The sequence below is a fragment of the Microlunatus sp. Gsoil 973 genome (assembly GCF_009707365.1).
Classification (GTDB): Bacteria; Actinomycetota; Actinomycetes; order Propionibacteriales; family Propionibacteriaceae; genus Microlunatus.
Map to the genome: position 1 here is coordinate 579,906 of NZ_CP046122.1, position 22,741 is coordinate 602,646.

Below are 22,741 nucleotides of genomic sequence, written 5' to 3' on the forward strand. Positions count from 1 at the left end.
AACGGCAGAGAGAACGTAACAACGTGACAACCAACGAACTCGGCATCATCGTCAACGGCGTGACCGGGCGGATGGGTTACCGGCAGCACCTGGTGCGCAGCCTGTTGGCCATCCGCGCCGACGGGGGTGTCGAGCTTGCCGGCGGCCGCCGGGTCAACGTCCGGCCGGTGCTGATGGGCCGCAGTGCGGACAAGCTGGCCGATATCGCCAAGCGGCACGACATCGCCGACTGGACCACCGACCTGGACGCCGCGTTGTCCGACGCCGGCACCGACATCTACTTCGACACCCAGTTGACCAGCGCCCGGGTGCCCGCGGTCAAGAAGGCGATCGCGGCCGGGAAGCATATCTACGCCGAGAAGCCGATCGCGGAGACCTCCCAGGAGGCCGAGGAGCTGATCCGGCTGGCCGAGGCCGCCGGGCTGAAGAACGGCGTGGTGCACGACAAGCTCTATCTGCCGGGCCTGCGGAAGCTGCGGCTGTTGATCGACTCCGGGTTCTTCGGGCGGATCTTCGCGGTCCGCGGCGAGTTCGGCTACTGGGTCTTCGAGGGCGACTGGATGCCGGCGCAACGGCCGAGCTGGAACTACCGGGCCGAGGACGGCGGTGGCATCGTGATGGACATGTTCCCGCACTGGAACTACGTGCTGGAGAACCTGTTCGGCCGGGTCGAGTCGGTCTACGCCCGGGCAGCGACGCACATACCCCAGCGGGTCGACGAGCAGGGCAGGACCTACACCGCCACCGCCGACGACGCGGCGTACGCGGTGTTCGAACTCGAAGGCGGAGTGATCGCCCAGATCAACTCCAGCTGGGACGTCAGGGTCAATCGCCGGGAGCTGGTCGAGTTCCAGGTGGACGGCACCCATGGCAGCGCCGTTGTCGGACTGTTCGGCGCCCGGATCCAGCCGCGGAACGCGACCCCGCGGCCGACCTGGAATCCCGACGTCAGAGATGATCATGACTATCTGGCCGACTGGCACGAGGTGCCGGAGACGAGTCCGATGGGCAACGGGTTCCGTGCCCAGTGGGAGGATTTCATCCGGCATGTCGTCGAGGACGGCCCGCACCCGTACGACTTCCGGTCCGGTGCCCGCGGCGTGCGGCTGGCCGAGCTGGCCGCCCGGAGTTCCTTGACCGGTAGCCGGGTCGAGGTGCCCGCCCGATGACCTCGGTCACTCTGGTCGATGATCATGGCCGGTTGACGTCGTACCCGATCGGCGCAGCCGAGCCGCTGGCCCGGCCGACCGGGCCGCTGCGGTCCCGGACGGCCTTCGCCGCTGCACACGTGGTGCCGCTGGCCTGGGCGGACAACGTGCCCGGAGCGCCGGCGGAGATCGACTGGGACGCCACCCTCGGCTTCCGCCGCCACCTGTGGTCCTGGGGGCTCGGGGTCGCGGACGCGATGGACACCGCGCAGCGGAACATGGGTCTCGACGCGGCGGCCACCCGGGAGTTGATCAAGCGGAGCACCGCCGAGGCCAGGGGGGAATCGGGTTTCGCTGATCTTTCCGACGCCATCGTCGTCGGGGTGAACACCGATCACATCGACGAGCCGGTGATCGGCCTCGATCGGGTCGTCGCGGGATATCTCGAGCAGCTCGCGTTCGCGCAGGACCAGGGAGCCGGCGTCGTACTGATGGCCAGCCGTCATCTGGCCCGCGCGGCGCGGTCGGCCGAGGACTACCTGACCGTCTACGACCGCGTGCTTGCTGAGGCAGAGCGTCCGGTGATCCTGCACTGGCTCGGTGAGGCGTTCGATCCGCAACTTGCCGGCTACTTCGGTAGTCCGGACACCGGTGACGCGAGCAAGATCGTCCTGGAGATCATCGGTGATCATGTCGCGCGGGTGCGCGGGATCAAGATGAGTCTGCTGGACGCCGAGGCGGAGATCAGCCTGCGCGCCGAACTGCCGGACGGGGTACGGCTGTTCACCGGCGACGACTACAACTACTCGCGACTGATCGAAGGTGACGGCCGGCGGTATTCCGACGCTCTGCTCGGCGCCTTCGCCGCGGTCGCCCCGAACGCCTCTGCCGCGATCCAGGCGCTGGACGCGGATGATCATGATCGGTATCACGCACTGCTCGATCCGACCGAGGCCCTGGCCCGGCAGATCTTCGCTACGCCGACGTTCTACTACAAGACCGGAGTGGCGTTCCTCTCCTGGCTGAACGGGCACCAGCCGAGTCCGGCGATGGTCGGCGGCCTGCACAGTGCCCGCAGCCTGCCGCATCTGTCGGAGATCGTCCGGTTGGCGATCGATGCCAATGCGCTGACCGCCCCCGATCTTGCCGCGGCGCGATGGCATGGATTCCTTGCCCTGAACGGAATCGAGGCCGTGTCGTGAGCGCGACAACCAGTCACGGGCGACTCTCGCTGAACCAGGCGACGATCAAGTACGCGACCCTGTCCGAAGCCCTGCAGGTCGCCGTCGACGCCGGCTACCGCAGCATCGGATTGTGGCGGGAGCCGGTCCAGGAGGTCGGCCTGGACAGGGCCGTCGACCTGGTCGCAGACTCCGGACTCCGGGTCTCCAGCCTGTGCCGCGGCGGCTTCTTCACGGTCGCGTCGGGGCCCGAACGGGACAGGGCTCTGGACGACAACCGACGTGCGCTGGAGGAGGCGCACCGGCTCGGCACCGAGATCCTGGTGCTGGTCTGCGGGGGACTCCCGGCGGGTGACCGAGATCTTGTCGGCGCCCGGGAGCGGGTCAGGGACGCGATCGGCGCATTGGCCGGTGACGCCGCCGATGCCGGGGTCACCCTGGCGCTGGAACCCCTGCATCCGATGTATGCCGCGGACCGGGCGGTGATCAACACGCTTGGCCAGGCTCTGGACATCGCCGAGCAGTTCCCGGCGGAGGCGGTCGGCGTCGTCGTCGACACCTTCCACCTGTGGTGGGATCCGGAGGTGATCGCCCAGATCGCCCGCGCCGGCCGGGAACGGATCACGAGCTATCAGGTCTGCGACTGGATCACCCCGCTGCCGGCGGACAATCTGCTGGCCCGCGGCGTTCCGGGAGACGGGCACATCGACTTCGGGCCGATCACCGCCGCGGTCGCCGCCACCGGCTACGCCGGCGATGTGGAGTGCGAGATCTTCAACGCAGATGTCTGGGACCGCCCCTTCGCCGAGGTCGCGGCCCTGGTCGCCGACCGCTACCACGCCCTCATCGAACCCCACCTCCCCTGACGCCGAGGGGTCACTAAATCCCCTCATATTGGCGGTGTGTCGCGACCCGCTCATGCCGAGGGGTCACAAAATCCCCAATCCCTGCGGTGTCGCGACCGGGGCCGCGGCCGCAACGATTGCCTCGACCGAATTGCACCAAATTTCAATCAAATCGTACGAATTCCGTACGCGAACGCCGGACAGACGCCGGGCCCAACTTCTCAGCATCCAACGCTTAAGCGGTTCGACACCAGGCGAAACGCAGATGTTCCAGCAAACCCCGATCCTTGCGTCCCGAATTCGAACCATTTTCCCGTAGGAGCTTGACCGGGACATAGTTCAGCCGCTTGATTAATCCCCAAGCACCACCAGTGGTTGTGTGACAACGACGTACCGAGCGCTGGAAGGAGATGGCTATGCCCATTTCTCGACGTCCCCCTCAACGCCATGTCGAAGACGTCGCCGACGTCCTGCGATATCTGAGTCGGCGCAATCTGCTCGCCGGCGGAGCCGCGGTCGCGGCCGGCGGCTTGCTGAGTGCCTGTTCCGGAGGAGGTGGCGGTTCCTACAGTGACCGCAACTCCGGAAACAACGGAGGCAAGAAGAACACGATGCCGCTCGAGGTCGGGAAGGCGAACATCCCGACTCCGCGCGAGCAGACCTTGATCGTCGCGCAGACCGACTTCACGGTGTTCAACAACTGGAACTCCATGGTGCCCAATGGCGCACCGGGCGCGTCCGGGTTCGACATCTTCGTCAAGGAGTACATGTTCTATCTAAACCTGGCGACTGGCGAGCTGATGCCGTGGTTGTGCACCGACTACAAGTACAACGACGACTTCACCGAACTGACCTTCCACTTCGACCCGAACGCCAAGTGGAACGACGGCCAGGCGCTGACCTCGGCCGACTTCAAGTTCACCGTCGATCTGTTGCGGAGCAGGCAGGATCTGCTCGGCGGCGGCGGAGACCTGACCGAGTTCACCAAGTCGGTCGACACACCGGATCCGCAGACCGCGGTGATCACCATGACCAAACCGAACCCGCGGTTCCACTACGGGTTCATCGCGGTGATAGTCGGCGGCTTCGACATCCGCCCCAAGCACGTCTGGGAGGGCAAGGATCCGCTGAAGTTCCGGGACAACCCGCCGGTGCGCAGCGGACCGTACGTCCTGGACAAGGCCATCCAGAGCCAGAAGATGTTTGTCTGGAAGAAGAATCCCGACTACTGGAACAAGGCCAAGCTCGACCCCAAGCCTCAGTACGTGGTCTACATCAGCACCGCGAAACAGGCCGACTCCGCGTCTCTGGCCTTCGAACGCGCACAGGTCGACGTCGGTTCGATCGACGAGGAACACGCGAAAGCGCTGCGTGCCAAGGGCTATCCGGCGCTGGTCACCACCCAGTTCCACGACCCGTGCCCGCGGGCCTTCTGGCTGAACAACGACCCCTCCCGCGGCATCATCGCCGAGCCGAAGATGCACTGGGTGATCAACTACCTGATCGACCGGGTCAAGGACGGTACGAACGTCTGGCCGGTCAAGGTGCCGCCGGCCCACTATCCCTGGGCCGACTATCCCAGCAACAAGAAGTGGGAGGACCAGGAGGTCGCGGACAAGTACCCGTTCACCTACGACCCGGCCAAGGCCGAGGACCTGCTGGACGAGATCGCCCCGAAGGGCAGCAACGGCAAGCGGATGTACAAGGGCAAGCCGGCCTCCATCGAGATCATCACGCCGGTCGCCGTCGACGGAGCCGAGTACGTGATGGCCAAGCTGGTCAGGGACCAACTGGTCAAGCTGGGCGTCGATGCGACCATCCGCAGTCTCAGCGGCTCGGTACACGACGACAAGTGGCAGCGCGGCGAGTTCGACATCAGCTCCCAGTGGGTGTGCGACGTCTCCTGGGATCCCGAGCAGCTGTACCGCAACCTGCAGAGCGATCGGGCGGTGCCGGTGGGCAAGAACGCGGTCGGCCGGAACAACGTGCGGTTGCGCGACAAGCGGCTGGATGATCTGTCCAAGCAGTTGGCCAACATGGATCCCACGTCCAACGAGGCCAAGCAGTTGCTGGCCAAGGCACTGGAGATCTACTACGAGGACCTGCCGGTGATCCCGATCATCCAGACCGGTTACCCGCAGTACTTCAACACGGCGTTCTGGACCGGTTGGCCGACCGACAACAACCTCTACCAGGTGCCGTTGAACTGGTGGGGCCATTTCATGTTCGTCATCGGCAAGATCCAGCCGAGCGGCCGGAAAGCGCCGGCATGACCTCGATGGCGACGACCCGGGCGGACGATCGCAAGTCCCCACCCGATCCGGTGCCGGCCGCCCGGGCGGTCGGTGTCCGGTCGGTCCTCGCCCGGCATCCACTCGTTGCGTACGCGGTCCGCCGCTTCGGGCTGTACCTGATCGAGATGTGGGGCGCGTTGACCATCGCGTTCTTCTTCTTCCGGTTGATCCCGGGCGATCCGATCCAGACCTTCATCCAGACCCTCCAGCAGAACTACGTCTACAACGTGCAGGCCAGCGCGGAGGTGATCGCCCGGTACCAGCACGAGTTCGGCCTGGACGGCAACATCTTCGTGCAGTATCTGCACCACATGAAGAAGTTGATCATCGATCATGACTTCGGTCCGTCCTTGATCAACTATCCGACCCCGGCGCAGGACGTGATCATGCAGTCGCTGCCCTGGACGATCGGACTGTTGGGCATCTCGGCGGTGATCGCCTGGGTTGCCGGGTTGGGTGCCGGGGCGGTGGCGGGCTGGCGCCGCGGCAAGCCGGGTGCCGAGGTCGCCACCAACCTGGCGATCATGCTCGGGCACGTGCCGTTCTACTTCGTGGCGCTGATCCTGGTCTACGTCTTCGCCTATTCGCTGGGCTGGTTGCCGGCGCGGTCGGCGTACGACTCCAACATCCCGGTGGCGTTCTCGCCGCAATTCATCGGCAGTGTGCTGCAGCACGGGATCCTGCCGGCGGCGTCGATCGTGATCATCGGCATCTTCAACTGGTTGCTGTCGACGCGAATGCTGATGATCCCGGTGCTCGGTGAGGACTACCTGCTCTATGCCGAGGCCAAGGGGCTTCGTCCCGGCGACATCCTGACCCGGTACGCCCTCCGGAACTGTTACCTGCCGCAGGTGACGGCCTTCGGCCTGTCGTTGGGCTTCATCTTCAACGGCAACGTGTTGGTCGAACAGCTGTTCAACTATCCCGGACTGGGCAGCACGCTGGTCACGGCGATCCAGCAGTTGGACTTCAACACGATCCTGGCGGTCACCGACATGGCGATCATCTCGGTGCTGACCATCAACCTGATCCTGGACCTGGTGCTGCCGTTCCTGGATCCGCGCGTGAAGTACTGGGGGTGACGGACTGATGTCGATCATGACTTCGACGGCAACGATCGGCCGGGTGCTCAGGGCGCCGGTCGGCGTCGTCCGCAGCAGTCCGAAGTTGGCCGGCGGGCTGATCGTCCTGGCCCTGCTGGTGTTGGCATCGTTGAGCAGTCCGCTGGTCAGTAGGGCAATCGGACACGGGTCCGACCCGGTCGCGGTGGCTGCCTACGAACGCTGGCTGGTGCCGTCTCCGGCACATCCGCTCGGCACCGATCAATTGGGCCGGGACGTCCTGTCGATGATCATCGGATCGATGTCGACCTCGCTGCAGATCGGCGCAATCGCGGGCGTGATCTCGACTGCGATCGGTGTGGTGGTGGCGTTCCTGGCCGGCTATCTCGGCGGCTGGGTCGACGCCGTACTGTCGACGTTCACCGGAATCCTGCTGGTGATTCCCACGTTCCCGCTGCTGATCGCGCTGTCGGCGTACGCGAAGGAGGTGACCCTCTTCCAGGTCGGCCTGATGTTGTCGATCTTCAGTTGGCCGTTCGCTGCCAAGATCATCAGATCGCAGGTGCTCAGCCTGCGCACCAGGCCGTACGTCGAACTGGCCAAGGTGAGCAAGGCCGGGGCGATGGAGGTGATCGTCACCGAGCTGCTGCCCAATCTTGCGCCGTTCATCGGTGTCGGTTTTGCATCGGCTGCACTCGGCGCGATCTTCGGCCTGGTCGGTCTCGAGGTCATCGGCCTCGGGCCGAGCGGCGTGATCGATCTGGGTCACATCATCTATTCGGCGATCTCCACCGGTGCGTTGACGCTGGGCGCGTGGCCGATGTTCGTGGTACCGATCGGCCTGCTGACGTTGCTGTTCGCGGCGTTGAACATGGTCAACATCGGACTGGAGGAGGTCTACAACCCGAGACTGAGGAGTGAGCGGTGACGGATCGAGCGTCGGAGCCGGACGACATTCTGCAGATCTCCGATCTGACCGTCAGGTACAGCAGCCGGCCGGGTACGCCGTCGGCTGTCGACGGTGTTGATCTTGCCGTACGCCGGGGCGAGATCCTCGGCGTGGCGGGGGAGTCCGGGAGTGGCAAGAGCACCTTGGCTGTTGCGCTGCTGCGGTTGCTCAAGCGGCCCGGCAGAGTGACCGCCGGATCGATCCTCTTCCGTCCCCGGGACAGAAGCGAAGTTGATCTTCTCCGGGTGGGGGGACAAGGCGCTGCGCGGGCTACGCTGGCGCAATCTGGCCTATCTGCCGCAAGGGTCGATGAACTCACTCAACCCGGTGGCCAGGATCCGTGACCAGTTCGCCGATGTCATTGTCGAACACGCCCCGCATCGTCGGGGGAGTTGGGCGAACTCGTACCGCGGCTGTTGGGCACGGTGGGGCTGCCGGCCCGGGTGGCGAACATGTATCCGCACGAGCTGTCCGGCGGGATGCGACAGCGGGTGTTGATGGCGATCTGCATCGCGCTGGAGCCGGACCTGATCGTCGCCGACGAGCCGACCACCGCGCTCGACGTGACGATCCAGCGGGTGATCCTGCAGACGCTGTCGGATCTGCGCAACGACTTCGGCGTGACATTGATCCTGATCTCCCACGACATGGGCGTACACGCCCAGCTCGCTGATCGGGTCGCTGTGATGTACGAGGGCAGGATCGTCGAGGTCGGCGACACTCGGCAGATCTTCAAGGATCCGCAGGATCCTTACACAACGGCCTTGATCGACTCCATTCCGACGATCGAGGAACGGAGGGCATCGTGACTACGGAGTCGGCGGGTCATCGGATCGACCTGGACAACGTGAGCCAGGAGTTCCATGCCCGGGGCACCACGAGCGGCTTCATGACCGCCGTGGACGGGGTGAGCTTCACACTGACCTCGGAGGCGGCCCAGGTGGTCAGCCTGGTCGGCCAGAGCGGCAGCGGGAAGAGCACCATCGCCCGGATCATCCTCGGGCTGCAGAAACCGAGTGCCGGCGAGGTCACCTATGACGGCAAGGACATCTACCGGCTGTCCCGGAGCGGCTCCAACGACTATCGACGACAGGTCCAGCCGGTGTTCCAGGATCCGTACGCGATCTTCAACCCGGTCTACCGGGTCGATCGGGTGCTCTGGAAGGCCGCGCACAAGTTCGGTGTGGCGAACAGCCGGGCGGCGGCCGAGGAACGGATCGAGGAGTCGCTGACAGCCGTACGGTTGGACCCGAAACAGGTGCTGGGTCGGTATCCGCATCAGCTGTCCGGCGGGCAGCGGCAACGGATCATGCTGGCCCGGGTGCATCTGCTCCGGCCGGCGTTCATCATCGCCGACGAGCCGGTGTCGATGCTGGACGCCCAGGTGCGCAAGTCGTTCCTGGACATCCTGCTCGACTTCGGTGAGAAGTACCGGATGACCACGTTGTTCATCACCCATGACCTGTCCACCGTGTCCTATCTGGGCGGCGAGATGATGGTGATCACCAACGGCAAGGTCGTCGAGAGTGGTTCGGTGCATACGGTGATGGCCGAGCCGTCGCATCCCTACACCCGACTGCTGTTGGACTCGGTTCCCCGACCTGATCCCGACCAGCGCTGGACCGACCGGATCACCGTCGACGACAAGGGCGACCAGATCCTGATCGACCAGCCCCTCATCGACTAGCCCTGACTCGCCGAGGGGTCAGATATTCCCTGATATTCGCGGTGTGTCGTCGGCACACACCGCCGGATCCGAGAAGATCGACCCCTCGGCGCCGGCCGTCAGCCGGCCGCTGCGGCGAACCGCTGCAGGTAGAGCGGCCAGCCGTCGGCGCCGGAAACGCCTTCGCGCAGGTTCTCCCAGCCCTCACCGTGGCGATCGAGATTGCGGTGCTCGAGTTCGACGCGGGTACGGCTGGCGTCCAGGGACGTGAAGGTGACCTCGATCTCGCTGCACTGGTCGGGGTCGGTCTCGATTCGCCAATTCGGATCGATGTCCCAGCTGATCACGAATCGATGCGGCGGCTCGAAGACCAGGACTCGCGACCAGCGGCTCTCGCTACCGTCCTCCAGCCTGTCGTACAGATGGCCGCCGACACGCGGCTCGAAGACCGATTCGACGACCGGTGAGGCCTGTGGATTGTGATCATGTGGCTTGATCTTGTCCCACTGCTCGTGGAAGACCGCGAACGCATGATCGATCGGTACGCCGATCTCGATCTCGTGACGGATCGCAGTGGGTGCGGCTGTCTCGGTCATGATCATTCCCCTTGTGTTGAGTGAAAAGTCTCTTCTGCGACGCGTTTGAGGTTCTGCAATGTCGTCGTCCAGAAGCGGTCCAGGTCGCGGCGGAGCGGCTCGAGGCCCGCCGGGTCGGCGTGATAGATGCGGCGGGTTCCCCGTTGATCAACAGCGACCAGCCGGGCGTCGTGCAACACCTTGAGGTGCTGGGACACCGCCGGTCGGCTGATCGGCAGGGTCTTGGCGAGCTCGGCCACCGACAGCGGTTGCTGTGCCAGGCGCTCGAGGATGTCCCGCCGTCGCGGATCTCCGAGTGCCGTCCACCCATCGACTTGGTAAGTCGTCACGAACGGTAAGTTACTGCTTACCGATGGGTTGAGTCAACAGGCATTCGCAGGCGATTTCCGGCCGCGCACCGCTCGCGTCGACGGGGCCGTGCTCGCCGCGCACGGCAGGCTCGAACGGCGCACTGCGGCTCGACGTCGCACCACGTTCTCGGCCACGCCCGGCTTCTCCGCCGCGCACCACTTTCTCGACGGCGCACCACTTCCTCGTCGGCGCACCACTTCCTCGGCCGCGCACCTCCTGCAGCCGGTGCGGCGCCGAGGAAAGGTTGCGGGAGCGACGAACTGGTGCGGGGGCGACGAACTGGTGCGCCGTCGGGGAACTGGTGCGGGGGCGACGAACTGGTGCGGGGAAGAACTTGTGCGGGAAGTACTTGTGCGGGGGCGACCAACTGGTGCGGGGACGAACTTGTGCGCGGTCGACCACCTGGTGGGAGACCAACGGCCGGGTGCGGGAGCGACGAACTGGTGCGTGGTCGAGCAACCCGTGCGGGGGCCACCAACCCGGTGCGCGAACGAGCATCACCCATGCAGGCTGGACACACCCACCCGGCACCGCGACACGCCGACCAGATGAGGGATTTACTGACCCCTCGGCATGAGGGGGTGGCGACACGCCGCGAAGATCAGGGTTTTTGTGACCCCTCGGCGGGAGGGGCTAGAACTCGCGGCGGACGGCAGCGGAGGCGAGGGCGGTCAGGGCGGTAAGGCCGTCATCGGTGATGTCGGCGCCGGCGAGGGCGGCGAGCGCCTCGGTGTGATCGTTGTCGATCATCTTCTCCACGGCCTCGCGGGCACCCGAGGCGATGATCACCTCTTGCAGTTGACCGATGCCGTCCGCGTCGAGGTCGGGATTGCCGATCTGGGTCTCCAGCAGCTTGCGCCCGGCGGAGTCGGCGCCGGCCAGTGCCTGGGCGACAAGTACCGTGCGCTTTCCCTCCCGAAGATCATCGCCGCTGGGCTTCCCGGTGAGTTGGCTGTCACCGAAGACGCCGAGCAGATCGTCGCGATACTGGAACGCCCGGCCGATCGGGGAACCGAACGCGCCCAATCGCTGCTGGAGTTGATCATCCGCGCCACCGAGTGCCGCACCGAACTGGAGCGGTCGACGTACGGTGTAGCGGGCCGACTTGTACTCCACCACCCGACTGGCCTCATCCAGCGCCCGTTGCAGCCGCTTCTGATCATCGGCCATCTCGGCGGGTCGATAACTGAACCGGTCCTGGGCCTGGGACACCACGTCGAGGAACTGCCCCGCAGTGACCTCGGTACGCATCACCTCGAGCACCGGCAGGCCGCGATCGAGTACGCCGAGGCCGATACCGGAATCGTGCAACATCTGCATCGACCAGATCAGCAGCAGATCGCCGGCCAGGATCGCGCCCGATCGCCCGAAGGCCTCAGGGTCGCCGAGGAACCCCAGGTCGCTGTGCAGCTGTTGGAACTGGCGATGCGCGGCCGGCCGGCCGCGGCGCAGATCGGAGGCGTCCATCACGTCGTCGTGGACCAGCGCGCTGGCATGCAACAGGTCGAGACTCGCAGCCGCCCGCAGCAGCCCGGCCCGCAAGTCGTCCGGCGGGCTGCCGGCTGCGGCGACGTACCCCCAGTAACAGAAGGCCGGCCGCAGCCGCTTGCCGCCGGCGGCCAGATCCCGGGCGATCCGCAGCAATGGCTCGGTCTCGGTGCCCATGCTGGCCAGAATCGCGGCCTGCCGGTCGAGGAAATCGGCGATGGCGTCCGACACGGCTCCGGTGAAGGCCGGGCTGAGCGGTGCGGAGGGATCCGGCAGGGTGGTCACGAATAGAGCGTACGGCGTCGATTCTGCGCCGGACAGCCACCTACTACAAATCGTAGGATTTCCGGGCCACCTGTTCCCGCACCAAGCACTGCATCCCGCACCAGGTACACCTGGTGCGGGATGCAGCAGCTGGTGCGGCTGGAGGGGCTGGCAGGCGACTGATCACTCTGTGGGCGGTAGCGGCTGCTTGGGCAGTCGCTTCACGCGCGGCCGGCGCTTCGGTCGCTCGGGGATCAGCGATCGCATCTCCTCCAGCTTGCCGAAGCACAACAGCCGGTCGTCGGCCTCCAGGATGTGGTCGGCCTGCGGATTGGGGATGACCGACGGCCCGCGGTGCAGGGTGAGCACGGCGATGTCCCGCTCGCGTAGCCCGGAGTCGCCCAGCGTCTTGCCGATCAGGTTGGCATCGCCGTGCACGACAAGTTCGGCGACACCGTAGCCCGTGGACACCGACAGGCGCTCGCGGACGTCGATCTGCGGAAAGGCGACCTGGTTGGCGATGTAGTCGATCACCGCGCCGGCGACATCCAGGTTGGTGGCGGTCTCGATGCCCTGCAGCCCGGGGGAGGAGTTGACCTCCATGACCAGAGGGCCGTCGTTGCCCTCGAGCATGTCGACGCCGGCCACCTTGAGTCCCATGATCTGGGCAGCACGGACCGCGGTGCGGGCGTAGTGGTCGTCGAGTTCGACCTTCGCGACACCACCGCCGCGATGCACATTGGACCGGAACTCCTCGCCGTTGGCGGTGCGGCGCATCGCCGCGACGACCCGGTCACCGATCACGAAGGCGCGGATGTCCCGGCCCCGGGACTCCCGGATGAACTTCTGGATCAGGACGTTCTGGCGGGTGGACTGCAGCGTCTCGATGATCGCTTCGGCGACCTTGATGTCCGGGGCCAGGATCACCCCGATGCCCTGAGTGCCCTCCAGCAGTTTGAGTACGACCGGCGCGCCGCCGACGCGTTCGATGGCCGGGATCACGTCCGCCTTGTCCCGGACGAACGCGGTCGGCGGCATCGCGATGCCGTGCCGGGACAGGATCTGGTTGGCGCGCAGCTTGTCGCGGGAGTTGGAGATGCCGGCTGCCGGGTTCGGCGTGTAGACGTCCATCTGCTCGAACTGCCGTACGACAGCGGTGCCGTAGTAGGTGATCGAGTTTCCGATCCTGGGGACGATCGCGTCGTAGTCGCTCAACCGGCGGCCGCGGTACTGCAGGTCGGCTTCGTCCCCGGACAGGTCGATCGCGAACCGCATCGTGTCCAGCACGCGCGCCGCGTGGCCGCGATCGAGGGCCGCAGCGCGCAGCCGCTGGGTGCTGTAGCTGTGCGGTGCACGGGACAGGATGGCGATCTTCACAGAGGCCCTTCTTACCCGATGGTGTGTGAACCGATGGTGCGGCCTGGTTGGATGGTGGCTGTGACAGCCGATCCAGCCGATGCGCCGACCCGTGTCGTGGGCTGGCGGGAGTGGATCGGACTGCCCGGCCTGGGCGTCGATTGGCTCAAGGCCAAGATTGACACAGGGGCCCAGACGTCGTCGCTGCACGCCTTCGGCACCGAGGAATTCGTCCGCGACGGCACCGACTGGGTGCGCTTCGAGATCCACCCGCTGCAGCGCAACGCCCGGGACGCGGTGTGGGTCGAATTGCCGGTGCACGACCGCCGCCGGGTGCGCAGTTCCAACGGGTTGGCCCAGGACCGGTTCGTGGTGCTGATGGACGTCCGGCTGCTCGACCGGGTGATCACCGCGGAGGTGACGTTGACCCGCCGGGACGCCATGGGTTATCGGATGTTGATCGGCCGGGAGGCGTTGGCGCAGGGCTTCATGGTGGACTCCCGCGTCGTCGTATCTCGGCAGCCGACCACGCCGCCGGATCCGTGCCCGGCATGCAGAAACGGACTAGTCGGCTGGTGACCGCGGGTTAGTGTTGGCCCCATGTCCGTGACCGCGCGCGCCGAACGCCGGGCTTCGATCTCCGATCTGCTCCGGGGGAACAGCCGACCGCTGTTCTCCTTCGAGTTGTATCCACCGCGCAACGAGGAGGAGACCCAGCGCGCCTGGTTCACCGTTCGCCGGTTGGAGTCGCTGGCGCCGGACTTCGTCTCGGTGACTTACGGCGCCAACGGGTCGACCCGGGACCGGACAATCACGATGACCAAGGACATCGCCGAGACCACGACATTGCGCACCATGGCGCACCTGACGGCGGCGTCCCAGAGCCGTGATCAACTGCGCCGGGTGATCGGCTCGTACGCCGCCGCCGGGATCCGTCACGTGCTGGCCATCCGCGGCGACATGCCCGGCGGGCCGCTGGTCCCGTGGGAACAACATCCCGAGGGCCTGGCCAACGCCACCGAACTGGTGGCGATGATCAGGGAACTCGGTGACTTCTGCATCGGGGTGGCTGCCTTTCCCGACCTGCACCCGCAGACCCGCGATGCCGATCTTGATGCCCGGGTGTTGAAGGAGAAGGCGGATGCCGGCGCTGACTTCGCGCTGACCCAGTTGTTCTTCACCCCGGCCCGTTATTTCGAGCTCGTCGACCGGGTCCGGTCGATCGGTTGCGACATCCCGATCATCCCCGGGATCCAGCCGGTCACCCGGCTGGCGCAGATCGAGCGGTTCGCCGAGCTGTCCGGAGCCGAGTTGCCGCCGCCGGTGGTCGCCCGCCTGCAGGCGGCGGGCGACGACCCGAAGCGGGTACGCAAGGTCGGCGTCGACATCGCGACCGAGCAGGCCTCGGAACTGTTGGCCGGAGGTGCACCGGGGGTGCACCTCTACACCATGAACCGGTCGCTGGCTACCCGAGAGGTCTACGCCAGGCTGCGCCCGGAGTTCGATCGAGCGTGATCAACCGCTGGGTCGGCCGGGTCAACGCGACGTAGAGCACCCGCGATCCGCCCGGAGACTCGGCGACGATGTCGTCGGGGGAGACCACCAGCACGCCGTCGTACTCAAGACCCTTGGCCTGCAGGGCGGTGACCACGAGCACCCGCTGCAGATCATGATCATCGACGCGGGCCTCGACAGCGGCGGTGACCTGCTCGACCTGTGACGGCGGGCAGATGACGCCGACCGTACCTTCCACCGCGCCGAGCAGGTCGCGGACCGCCTGGACGGCCGAGCTTTCATGATCACCGTCGGCGGTCCGCAGGTCCGGGTCGACGCCGGTGGACCGGACCGCCCGGGGCAGGTCGGCCTGCGGGTAGGCGTCCAGGGCGACCTTGGCGGCCAGTTCGAAGACCTCGGACGGGCTGCGGTAGTTGGTGCTCATCCGGAACTCCCGGTGCGGCGCGTTGCCGATCACCTGTTGCAGCGCCTGCTGGGCCTCCTCGGGGTCCGGCCAGGAGCTCTGCGCCAGGTCGCCGACGATGGTCCAACTGGCGTGCTGACCACGGCGGCGCAACATCCGCCACTGCATCGGCGAGATGTCCTGCGCCTCGTCGAGCAGGATGTGGGCGTAGGTCTGGTACGGCTCGGCGAACGGGTCGACCTCGCGCTGCACCGCCAGCCGGTCGGCGGTGGTGACCACCTCGCGGACCTCGGTGCCGTCATCGTCGAGGAAGATGTTCGGCTCCGCCTCGCCTTCGGGCAGCGGGCCGATCCGGTCGATCAGTTCGTCGAGCAGGGCTCCGTCAGCGACGGTCGGTTCGCCACCGGCCCGGATGCTCTCCGCCAGCACCTGTTGATCATGCTCGGACAGATCGCCCGCGACCCGCGCCACCGTCTCCGGGTCACCCAGCCTGGCCAGCGCCTCCTCGGCCGACAGGTACGGCCACCAGGCGTTGCAGAACATCCGGAAGGTGGCCATCTCGCTGACCAGGTCATCGAACTGGTCCCGTTCCAGTTCGATCTCCTCGGGCTTGCGCTGCCACAGTGCGTTGATCAACGCCGTCTCGGCTGCTGCCCGCCCCTGATTGACCCGATAGCGGGACATCACGTCGGAACGGATCCTGGCGAGGGTGTCGGCGCGCAGCACCAACGGCTCGCCCTTGATGGTGATCGCCAGCATGTCCGGCGCGCCCTTCGGCGGTTCCGCGGCCAGTCGCTTGAGGATGCCGACCATCGACAGCCGGCCCTTGATCGTCGCGACCTCGGCGCTGTCGTTCCGTTCGCCGCTCACCCTGACCACGTCGTCGGCGACGGCGCCGATCGGGCGCAGGGTCACCGATTCCTCACCCAATGACGGCAGCACCCGTTCGATGTAGTTCATGAACACCCGGCTCGGTCCGACCACCAGGACCCCGCCGGACTCGAACCGCCGCCGGTTGGAGTAGAGCAGATACGCCGCCCGGTGCAGGGCGACAACGGTCTTGCCGGTGCCGGGGCCGCCGGTGATCATCGTTACGCCCTGGTACGGCGCGCGGATCGCCTCGTCCTGTTCGGCCTGGATGGTCGCCACGATGTCGCGCATCTGCGGGCCCCGTGCCCGGGTCAACGCCGCCATCAGCGCACCCTCGCCGACCACGACCAGGGTCTCGTCGCTCTGATCGCCGTCCAGCAGATCGTCCTCGATCCCGATCACCTGCTGGCCGCGGGATCGCAACACCCGGCGGCGGACAATGTCCATCGGCCGGGTCGGGGTGGCACGGTAGAACGGCTCGGCGGCGGGCGCCCGCCAGTCGATCACCAACGGCTCGTAGTCGTCGTCCCGGACACCGATCCGGCCGATGTAGTGGGTCTCGGAGTTCGTGCGGTCCAGGCGGCCGAACACCAGGCCCTCGTGCTCGGCATCCAGGGTGGCCAACCGCTTGGCCGCCTGGAACGCGAACACGTCGCGCTCGTAGAGGCCGGTTCCGTCCTCCTCGCGCACATAGCTGTTGCGATCGGACTGGTAGAGCGCCCGGCCCTCCGATGCGACCTGCCGGGCCGAGCGGGCGGCCTCGGCGAGGCGGGCATAGACCCTGTCGACGTGAGCCTGTTCGCCGGCGATCTCGGCGGCGATCACCTCGGGTGAGGTGGTCGGGCGGGTGCCGCCCCTGCCGTTGGGATGGTGCTGTGCCGATTGTCCGGCCGACTGTTGAGTTGTGGTGTGCGTTGTCGATTCCGAAGACGTGGACATTCTCGAGGTCTGCGTCGGAGTCTCACCGGGAGTTGTCAAAACGATCCTTACCCCATTGGTCGAATAGGCGAGTCTACCCGTTCCGGACCCCGGCCGGGAGGTGTTCAACGGGGTTCCAACGGGTGGTCGGGTGCGATCAACCGTTGGACGGCGTAGGCGGCGAGCGCGCCGGACAGGATCTGCTGGGAGGTGCCCGGCCCGCCGCGGCCGAACGGCCCGGCGGTGAACAGTCCATGGACCGAGCTGGCGGTCGGCGGACGGTCGAGCCAGCTGCCGAAACCGCGCCAGGCGAGGCCGGCAGCCGGATCGGGGCGCCCGGACCGGTAGTCGCAGGTGAGCTCGAGGGTCCGGCCGGCCACCCGCCGGGTGTAGCTGATCGTCGGGGCGGCCGCCCGGTTGTGTCGTACGGTCTCGGTCGGTCCGGCATCGGTGTGGAGGTCCGCCCAGGCCAGACCGGTGGCAGGTGCCAGCGCGGGCTGCAACCGGCCCACCCGGCGGCGTTCGGCCGCCGCGACCGAGCCCGGAAGGAGCCGCTGATAGAGCTGATGGGCGTCGCAGGTGGCCACAACGGCCCGGGTCACGATGGTGTCCCGGTCGGTGGTCACCGAGAGCGGGCCGGTGCCGATCGCGGTCGCACGGGTGCCGGTGCGGATCTCCACCCGGCGCAGCTCCAGCCGCTGCCGCAGCGTGTTGATCATGGTCGTCCCGGACCCGGCGGTCCAGCGTCCGAACGTCCGGTCCAGATACAGCTGGACGGCGATGAAGGCCGGTGTGCTGTCCGGGCGGGACCCGAACTGGAAGGCCAGATCGGTGATCACCGCCGACAGCTGCGGATGATCAAGATCGGCGGCAAGGTTCGCCAACGACCTCCTGTGCAGCAAGGTTTTGCGCACCGTTCGGGACAGCTGCTTCCCGTCCACGAGTTCGGCCTCGACACCCAACGGCCGGAGTGCCTGCCAGACCTCGCCCAGGCTGTCCAGGAGATCGCGCCACCGGTCGGCGGCGGTGCGTCCGAACCGGTCGTCGATGGCGGCATGTTGATCACCACGGCCGATCGGCAGGACGAATTGGGTGCCGTCGGCGAAGATGTGCCGCGCCGGGGGAGCGGGAACCAGGTCCTCGCCACTGCGAGCGAACTCCGCCTCCAGGGCGCGACCGCTCTTGCGGAACAGATCGCGCCACGGCGCCGGGAAGGAGAAGATCGGCGGCGCGGCGTCAACGGTCACCCCGTCCAGTTCCTGCGTGGCCCAGCCGCCGCCGATCCGGTCGCGCTGTTCCAGCAGGATGACCCGATGACGCGCCTTGGCCAGCCGGGCGGCCGCAGCGATGCCGGCCAGCCCGGCGCCGATGACCACCACATCGCATTCCTCGGGCACAGCGGTCAGAGGGTCGCCGTCTGTTCGCTGTGCAGCCGTACGGGCAGCGACTTGACCCCGTAGACGATCGAGAGCCGCTGGAACTCGAGCTCACCGGGTTCAACGGCCAATCTCATCTCGGGATACTGGCGGGCCAGGGCGACGAAGGCGGCGCGCAACTCCATCCGGGCCAATTCCGCACCGACACAGCGATGCATGCCGTAGCCGAAACCGAAGTGGGACTGGCCCGGATTGCGATGCGGGTCGAACGCGTCGGGATGATCACCGAACTGCCGCGGATCCCGGTTGGCGCCGCTGAGCGAGACGAGGATCGGGTCGCCGGCCTTGATCCGCCGGCCGCCCAGTTCATGGTCCTGTTTGGCGAACCGGGGGAAGCCGATCTGCACCACGCTGAGATAGCGGAGCATCTCCTCGACGATCTGGTCGACGCTGCCGGGGTCGTCGGTCAGCATCCGGATCGCCTCCGGGTTGCGCATCAGCACCAGCGAACCCAGCGACAGCATGCTTACCGAGGTTTCGTAGCCGCCGGTGAAGACGCCGTCGACCAGGCCGGCGATCTCCAGGTCGGTGGCATCGGGATTGTTCACGATCAACTGGCCGATCAAACCGTCACCGGGATCGGCCCGCTGGCGGCGTACGGCTTGGATGATGAAGGTCCGTGACGTGGCACCGGCACCCAACGCACCCATGCCACCCGACATCAGGTCGAAGCGCGCCGGGCCGAGTTCGAGGAACTCGTCGCGATCCTCCACCGGCAGGCCGAGCAGGTCGCAGATCACCCCGAACGGGATCGGGAACGCGAAGTCCCGGACCAGATCGACGATCGGGCCGCGGCTGCTGAGATCGTCGAGCTGGCGCTGGATGGTCTGGGAGATCAGTGGGTCGAGCCGCTGCAGCCGCCGCCTGGTGAATTCCGGGGTGAGCATCTTGCGCAGCCTGGTGTGGTCGGGCGGGTCGGTGAAGCCCAGGCCGCCGATGTCATGTGCGTCGGAGGTGTCCCGGTTTCCGACGTACGGCCGGACGTCGTTGCTGTAGCCGTCCCGGTGGCCGAGGACCTCCCTGGCCTCCGGATATCCCGACACCAGCCAGATACTCAGCCCGAAGAGCTTTCCCAGCCGGGTCACCGGTTCGGCATCCCGCCGATCGCCGAGCGCGGGAACGGGATCGAGGCCGGTCCGCAGCAGCGGCAACCGGAACGGGCGCGGAACGCTCTCCAGCCGGGACAGGTCGAGTTGCCCTCCGGTGCGGCTGAGAATCCGCCGACCTATCCAAGAACCGACCCAGGACCGAATCCCCATCCTCTACCCCCGTCCTGCGTCACAGCGCATGTTTGACCCAACATCTCAGGTGTTCACCAACAAATATCGTGAACCTACCGGGACGCCGGTTCTCGGCGTACCAACAAAACGCCTCCCGCTCAGCATCGGGCCGATTGCGGCGCACCCGGACACATCCGCGCGTCGACTCTGGAAATTGTCGGACCCTGCCTGTAGTGTTCAGTTCTGTCGAACACGCGTTCGAATCGGGAACTTGGGGAAGGGACCGGATCGAACGCAACGACGGCGCCGTGTTCGCGGCACGGACGCATCCGGGCTGCTCCGGCCGGACGGACCTCGACCCCCGTCCCGGCCGGGGCTCCGGCCGACATCGCAGGGACACCTTGGCGCGACGGAGGCGGGGACTTGAGAAGATCGTCCCAGGGCCGCAGCGTGACTGCCGGTCCGGTAACCGGTTCTGATGCGGCGCAGGAGGTCAACCATGGGCGAGGTCCGACGACAGTCCCGCCCGCATCGTCCGCGATCGGTCGCCGATGCGTTGCTGGTGGATCGGCTGTCGGCGCAACTATCGAACTGGCAGACATCTCGGGGACTTGCCGACTACGCGGTGACCGATCTCGGCGGCGGCACCGGAACGCTGGCGATGAGCCTGGCCGAAGCAGGACACCGGGTGACCGTCGTCGACCCGAGCCTGGACGCGTTGGCCTCCCTGCAACGTCGTACGGCAGAACGCGGCCTGGCCGACCGGTTGCAGGGCATCCAGGGCGATGCGGGGAACCTCGTCGAGTTGCTCGGGGAGGCGTCGACCGATGTGATGATCTGCCACCGGACGCTGGAGGTCGTCGACGACGTTGCGACCGCGCTGTCCGCGATGGCCACCGCGGTCCGATCCGGCGGCGTGCTCAGTGTTGTCGTGCCGCAACGCCGCGCCGCGGTCATCTCCCAGGCACTGCAGGGACACATCGGGGCCGCTCTGGAAGCCATCGACGATCCCTCCCGATTCGACCTGGACCAGGTGTGCTCCATGATCACCGAGGCCGGCTTCCGGATCGCCGAGATCGAGGGCATCGGCGTGCTGTCCCACCACGTGCCGGCCGCGATGATCGAATCCGAAACCGGTCTGGCCGAGCAGTTGTACCAGCTGGAGTCCCGGTTGAGCCGAGATCCGGCCTTCCGAGCAGTGGCCGCCTGGGCGCACATCTTCGCGTCCCGCTGAACCCCGGCACCCCGTCGGCGGGCGGTGCCCCGTGAGCACAATCATGCACGTCGACATGGACGCGTTCTTCGCCTCGGTCGCGCTGCGGCACCGGCCGGAGTTGTGGGACGTGCCGGTGATCGTCGGCGGCGCCCACCGCAGTGTCGTCCTGGCGGCCAACTATCCGGCCCGCAAACTCGGCATCAGCTCCGGCATGCCGGCCATGCGCGCCCGCCGGATGGTGCCGGAGCTGGTCACCGTGCCGCCCGACTACGACAGTTTCAGTACGGTCTCGGCGGGCGTCTTCGCGATCTTCGACAGTGTGACCGACCGGGTGGAACGCGGATCGATCGAGGAGGCGTTCCTCGACATCACCGGCAGCACCCGGCGGCTGGGCACGCCGCGGGAGATCGGGGAGTTCATCCGGGCAACGGTCGCCGACGAGCAGCAGATCACCTGCTCGGTCGGGATCGCGCCGACCCGGTTCGTCGCCAAGGTCGCGTCCCGGCAGGCCAAACCTGACGGGCTGCTCGAGATCACCGCCGACGCCATCGCCGACTTCCTGCATCCGCTGAAGGTGGAGGACCTGTGGGGGATCGGCCGGTCCACCGCCGACACCCTGCACCGGCTCGGCATCTTCACGGTGGCCGACCTCGCCCGCATGCCGCGGCCGGTCCTCCAGCACACCTTCGGTCCGCGGTACGGCGCCCAGCTGGCCGACCTGGCCTGGGGACGAGACGCCCGCAGGGTCACTCTCGGCGCTCGGGAACACAGCACCGGAGCATCGGAGACCTTTGCCGTCGACACCTCGGATCCGGTGATCATCGAACGGGAACTGCTCCGAATGTCCGACCGGGTCGCCCGCCGGATGAGGGCCTCCGGGCATCTCGCCCGGACCCTCAGCATCACCATCCGTTACTCCGACTTCTCCACGATCAACCGGTCGGCCGTCCTGCCGACCCCGTCCGATGTCACCGGAGAACTGCATGCCGTGGCCGTACGGCTCTTCGCACCGCTGGCCAAGCGTCGCCGCAAGATCCGCAAGGTCGGTGTCCGCGGCGAGCAGATGGTCCGCGCCGACCGCACGTATCGCCAACCACAGCTCACCGACCCGGAACGCGGCTGGCGGGAGCTGGAGTTCGCGGTGGACGCAGCCACCGAGAAGTTCGGCCGGTCATCGGTGCAGCGGCTCGCCCTGGTCCGCCGCCCGGTCGGAACCGCCGCCGGGTTCGACCCGCCGGCCCCGCAACGCACCACGCCGCATCCCCGGCTTCGGTCGGGTTGACCGACCGTTACCGTCTCGCGCTTGCCTTCGGACCGTCTCGGCCCATATGGTCAGGCCAGGTCCGGAAGTTCAGGGATCGTTACGGGGGAATGCCGGTTGATGTTTCCCACAACCCCCTGGACGCCTAGACTGTCTGTAATCACGCCACACACGTGGATGAGGCGGACCAAACGAAACGGTGGGAGGTGGCCCATGGCCCTCTCAGAGGAAGAGGAACGGCTGCTCCGTCAGATGGAGGCCGCTCTGACAGCTGAGGATCCGAAGCTGTCTCACGCCCTCAGCGGCAAGGGGAGCCGCCGCGTGCATCGCAGACGCGCCGGTTTCGCAGGTGTCGGCTTCTTCCTCGGCCTGGCCCTTCTGATCGTTGGGATGTCGATCAATCCGGTGCTCAGCGTGATTGGTTTCGTGGTCATGCTCGCCGCGGCCGTGACGGCGATCTACTCCTGGCAGCACGTGAATGACGCGCCGTCGGATGCCGGACCCCATGAGCGTCCCAAGACCCACCAGCCGATGCCCGGCACGCACGGTTTCATGGACCGCATCGAGGAACGCTGGCGCAAGCGCCGCGACGAGGGCCTGTGAACGAAGGGCCGTGATCCAAGGTCCCTGATCCAACGCCGATCCAACGCCTGGTTCGCGAATCCGTTGATGGCCCGACCCTGATACCGATGCCGCCGCCCCG

Annotated in this window: 21 protein-coding genes and 1 pseudogene; 14 read left to right on the plus strand and 8 right to left on the minus strand. The window is 66.9% G+C overall.

Annotation, left to right across the window (positions count from 1 at the left end; translation table 11 throughout):
- Nucleotides 1-23 precede the first annotated feature (23 nt).
- From GJV80_RS02695 to GJV80_RS02730, 9 genes are all read left to right on the plus strand, one after another.
- Nucleotides 24-1,169: a Gfo/Idh/MocA family protein gene (locus tag GJV80_RS02695; protein ID WP_230208064.1), complete on the plus strand. Its 1,146-nt coding sequence runs from the start codon at nt 24-26 to the stop codon at nt 1,167-1,169.
- Entirely contained in the window at nt 1,166-2,350 is a 1,185-nt protein-coding gene (locus tag GJV80_RS02700) for a dihydrodipicolinate synthase family protein (RefSeq protein WP_154686587.1), read from the plus strand. The genes GJV80_RS02695 and GJV80_RS02700 overlap by 4 nt, the downstream gene beginning before the upstream one ends.
- Entirely contained in the window at nt 2,347-3,195 is an 849-nt protein-coding gene (locus GJV80_RS02705) for a sugar phosphate isomerase/epimerase (RefSeq protein ID WP_230208065.1), read from the plus strand. Before GJV80_RS02700 ends, GJV80_RS02705 begins: the two co-directional genes overlap by 4 nt.
- A 395-nt stretch (nt 3,196-3,590) precedes the next feature.
- Entirely contained in the window at nt 3,591-5,447 is a 1,857-nt protein-coding gene (locus tag GJV80_RS02710; protein WP_154686589.1) for an ABC transporter substrate-binding protein, read from the plus strand.
- Nucleotides 5,444-6,550, plus strand: coding sequence for an ABC transporter permease (locus GJV80_RS02715; RefSeq protein ID WP_230208066.1), 1,107 nt, complete (start codon nt 5,444-5,446; stop codon nt 6,548-6,550). Before GJV80_RS02710 ends, GJV80_RS02715 begins: the two co-directional genes overlap by 4 nt.
- A 16-nt stretch (nt 6,551-6,566) precedes the next feature.
- Complete coding sequence (locus tag GJV80_RS02720) at nt 6,567-7,457, plus strand: ABC transporter permease (RefSeq protein ID WP_154686590.1); 891 nt, start codon at nt 6,567-6,569, stop codon at nt 7,455-7,457.
- Nucleotides 7,454-7,822 (plus strand): ATP-binding cassette domain-containing protein, encoded by a 369-nt coding sequence (locus GJV80_RS23545; protein WP_230208067.1) that lies wholly within the window; start codon nt 7,454-7,456, stop codon nt 7,820-7,822. The genes GJV80_RS02720 and GJV80_RS23545 overlap by 4 nt, the downstream gene beginning before the upstream one ends.
- A gap of 48 nt (nt 7,823-7,870) precedes the next feature.
- Nucleotides 7,871-8,287, plus strand: a complete 417-nt coding sequence (locus GJV80_RS23550) for an ATP-binding cassette domain-containing protein (protein ID WP_230208068.1) — start codon at nt 7,871-7,873, stop codon at nt 8,285-8,287.
- The gene (locus GJV80_RS02730) at nt 8,284-9,165 is read left to right on the plus strand and encodes an ABC transporter ATP-binding protein (RefSeq protein WP_230208069.1); all 882 of its coding nucleotides are present in this window, start codon (nt 8,284-8,286) and stop codon (nt 9,163-9,165) included. The genes GJV80_RS23550 and GJV80_RS02730 overlap by 4 nt, the downstream gene beginning before the upstream one ends.
- 98 nt (nt 9,166-9,263) lie before the next feature.
- Here the strand turns inward: GJV80_RS02730 and GJV80_RS02735 are convergent, their stop codons facing one another.
- The 5 genes and pseudogenes from GJV80_RS02735 to GJV80_RS02750 all read right to left on the minus strand — a co-directional run.
- Entirely contained in the window at nt 9,264-9,740 is a 477-nt protein-coding gene (locus GJV80_RS02735; RefSeq protein ID WP_154686591.1) for an SRPBCC family protein, read from the minus strand.
- 2 nt (nt 9,741-9,742) lie between these two features.
- The gene (locus GJV80_RS02740; protein ID WP_154686592.1) at nt 9,743-10,069 is read right to left on the minus strand and encodes a helix-turn-helix transcriptional regulator; all 327 of its coding nucleotides are present in this window, start codon (nt 10,067-10,069) and stop codon (nt 9,743-9,745) included.
- A gap of 655 nt (nt 10,070-10,724) precedes the next feature.
- Nucleotides 10,725-11,855, minus strand: coding sequence for a polyprenyl synthetase family protein (locus tag GJV80_RS02745; protein WP_154689982.1), 1,131 nt, complete (start codon nt 11,853-11,855; stop codon nt 10,725-10,727).
- Between the two features lie 171 nt (nt 11,856-12,026).
- The gene (locus GJV80_RS24885; protein ID WP_370518882.1) at nt 12,027-12,377 is read right to left on the minus strand and encodes a cation:proton antiporter regulatory subunit; all 351 of its coding nucleotides are present in this window, start codon (nt 12,375-12,377) and stop codon (nt 12,027-12,029) included.
- Nucleotides 12,363-13,220 (minus strand): annotated as a pseudogene (locus GJV80_RS02750) (RimK family alpha-L-glutamate ligase); the annotation flags it as partial. The pseudogene GJV80_RS02750 and the gene GJV80_RS24885, both read right to left, overlap by 15 nt.
- 60 nt (nt 13,221-13,280) lie before the next feature.
- On the opposite strand from GJV80_RS02750, the gene GJV80_RS02755 reads away from it, so the two are divergent.
- A complete protein-coding gene (locus GJV80_RS02755; protein ID WP_230208070.1) occupies nt 13,281-13,778 on the plus strand; it encodes an ATP-dependent zinc protease in 498 nt (165 codons plus the stop codon).
- A gap of 21 nt (nt 13,779-13,799) precedes the next feature.
- Nucleotides 13,800-14,714, plus strand: coding sequence for a methylenetetrahydrofolate reductase [NAD(P)H] (gene metF / locus GJV80_RS02760; RefSeq protein WP_154686594.1), 915 nt, complete (start codon nt 13,800-13,802; stop codon nt 14,712-14,714).
- Here the strand turns inward: metF and GJV80_RS02765 are convergent.
- The 3 genes from GJV80_RS02765 to GJV80_RS02775 form a co-directional block, all read right to left on the minus strand.
- A complete protein-coding gene (locus GJV80_RS02765) occupies nt 14,665-16,926 on the minus strand; it encodes a UvrD-helicase domain-containing protein (protein ID WP_154686595.1) in 2,262 nt (753 codons plus the stop codon). The genes metF and GJV80_RS02765 overlap by 50 nt on opposite strands.
- A gap of 104 nt (nt 16,927-17,030) precedes the next feature.
- The gene (locus GJV80_RS02770) at nt 17,031-18,302 is read right to left on the minus strand and encodes an NAD(P)/FAD-dependent oxidoreductase (RefSeq protein ID WP_195909126.1); all 1,272 of its coding nucleotides are present in this window, start codon (nt 18,300-18,302) and stop codon (nt 17,031-17,033) included.
- 5 nt (nt 18,303-18,307) lie between these two features.
- A complete protein-coding gene (locus GJV80_RS02775; protein WP_154686597.1) occupies nt 18,308-19,600 on the minus strand; it encodes a cytochrome P450 in 1,293 nt (430 codons plus the stop codon).
- Nucleotides 19,601-20,060: 460 nt separating this feature from the next.
- Here GJV80_RS02775 and GJV80_RS02780 point away from each other — a divergent pair, with 460 nt between their 5' ends.
- The 3 genes from GJV80_RS02780 (at nt 20,061) to GJV80_RS02790 (ending at nt 22,641) form a co-directional block, all read left to right on the plus strand.
- Complete coding sequence (locus tag GJV80_RS02780; protein WP_195909127.1) at nt 20,061-20,795, plus strand: methyltransferase domain-containing protein; 735 nt, start codon at nt 20,061-20,063, stop codon at nt 20,793-20,795.
- A 31-nt stretch (nt 20,796-20,826) separates the two neighbouring features.
- Nucleotides 20,827-22,059 carry a DNA polymerase IV gene (gene dinB / locus GJV80_RS02785; RefSeq protein ID WP_230208071.1) on the plus strand — a complete coding sequence of 411 codons (1,233 nt, stop codon included), beginning with the start codon at nt 20,827-20,829 and terminating at the stop codon, nt 22,057-22,059.
- 192 nt (nt 22,060-22,251) lie between these two features.
- On the plus strand, nt 22,252-22,641 hold the full coding sequence (locus GJV80_RS02790; RefSeq protein WP_154686599.1) for a DUF3040 domain-containing protein: 390 nt from the start codon (nt 22,252-22,254) through the stop codon (nt 22,639-22,641).
- Nucleotides 22,642-22,741: the final 100 nt, after the last annotated feature.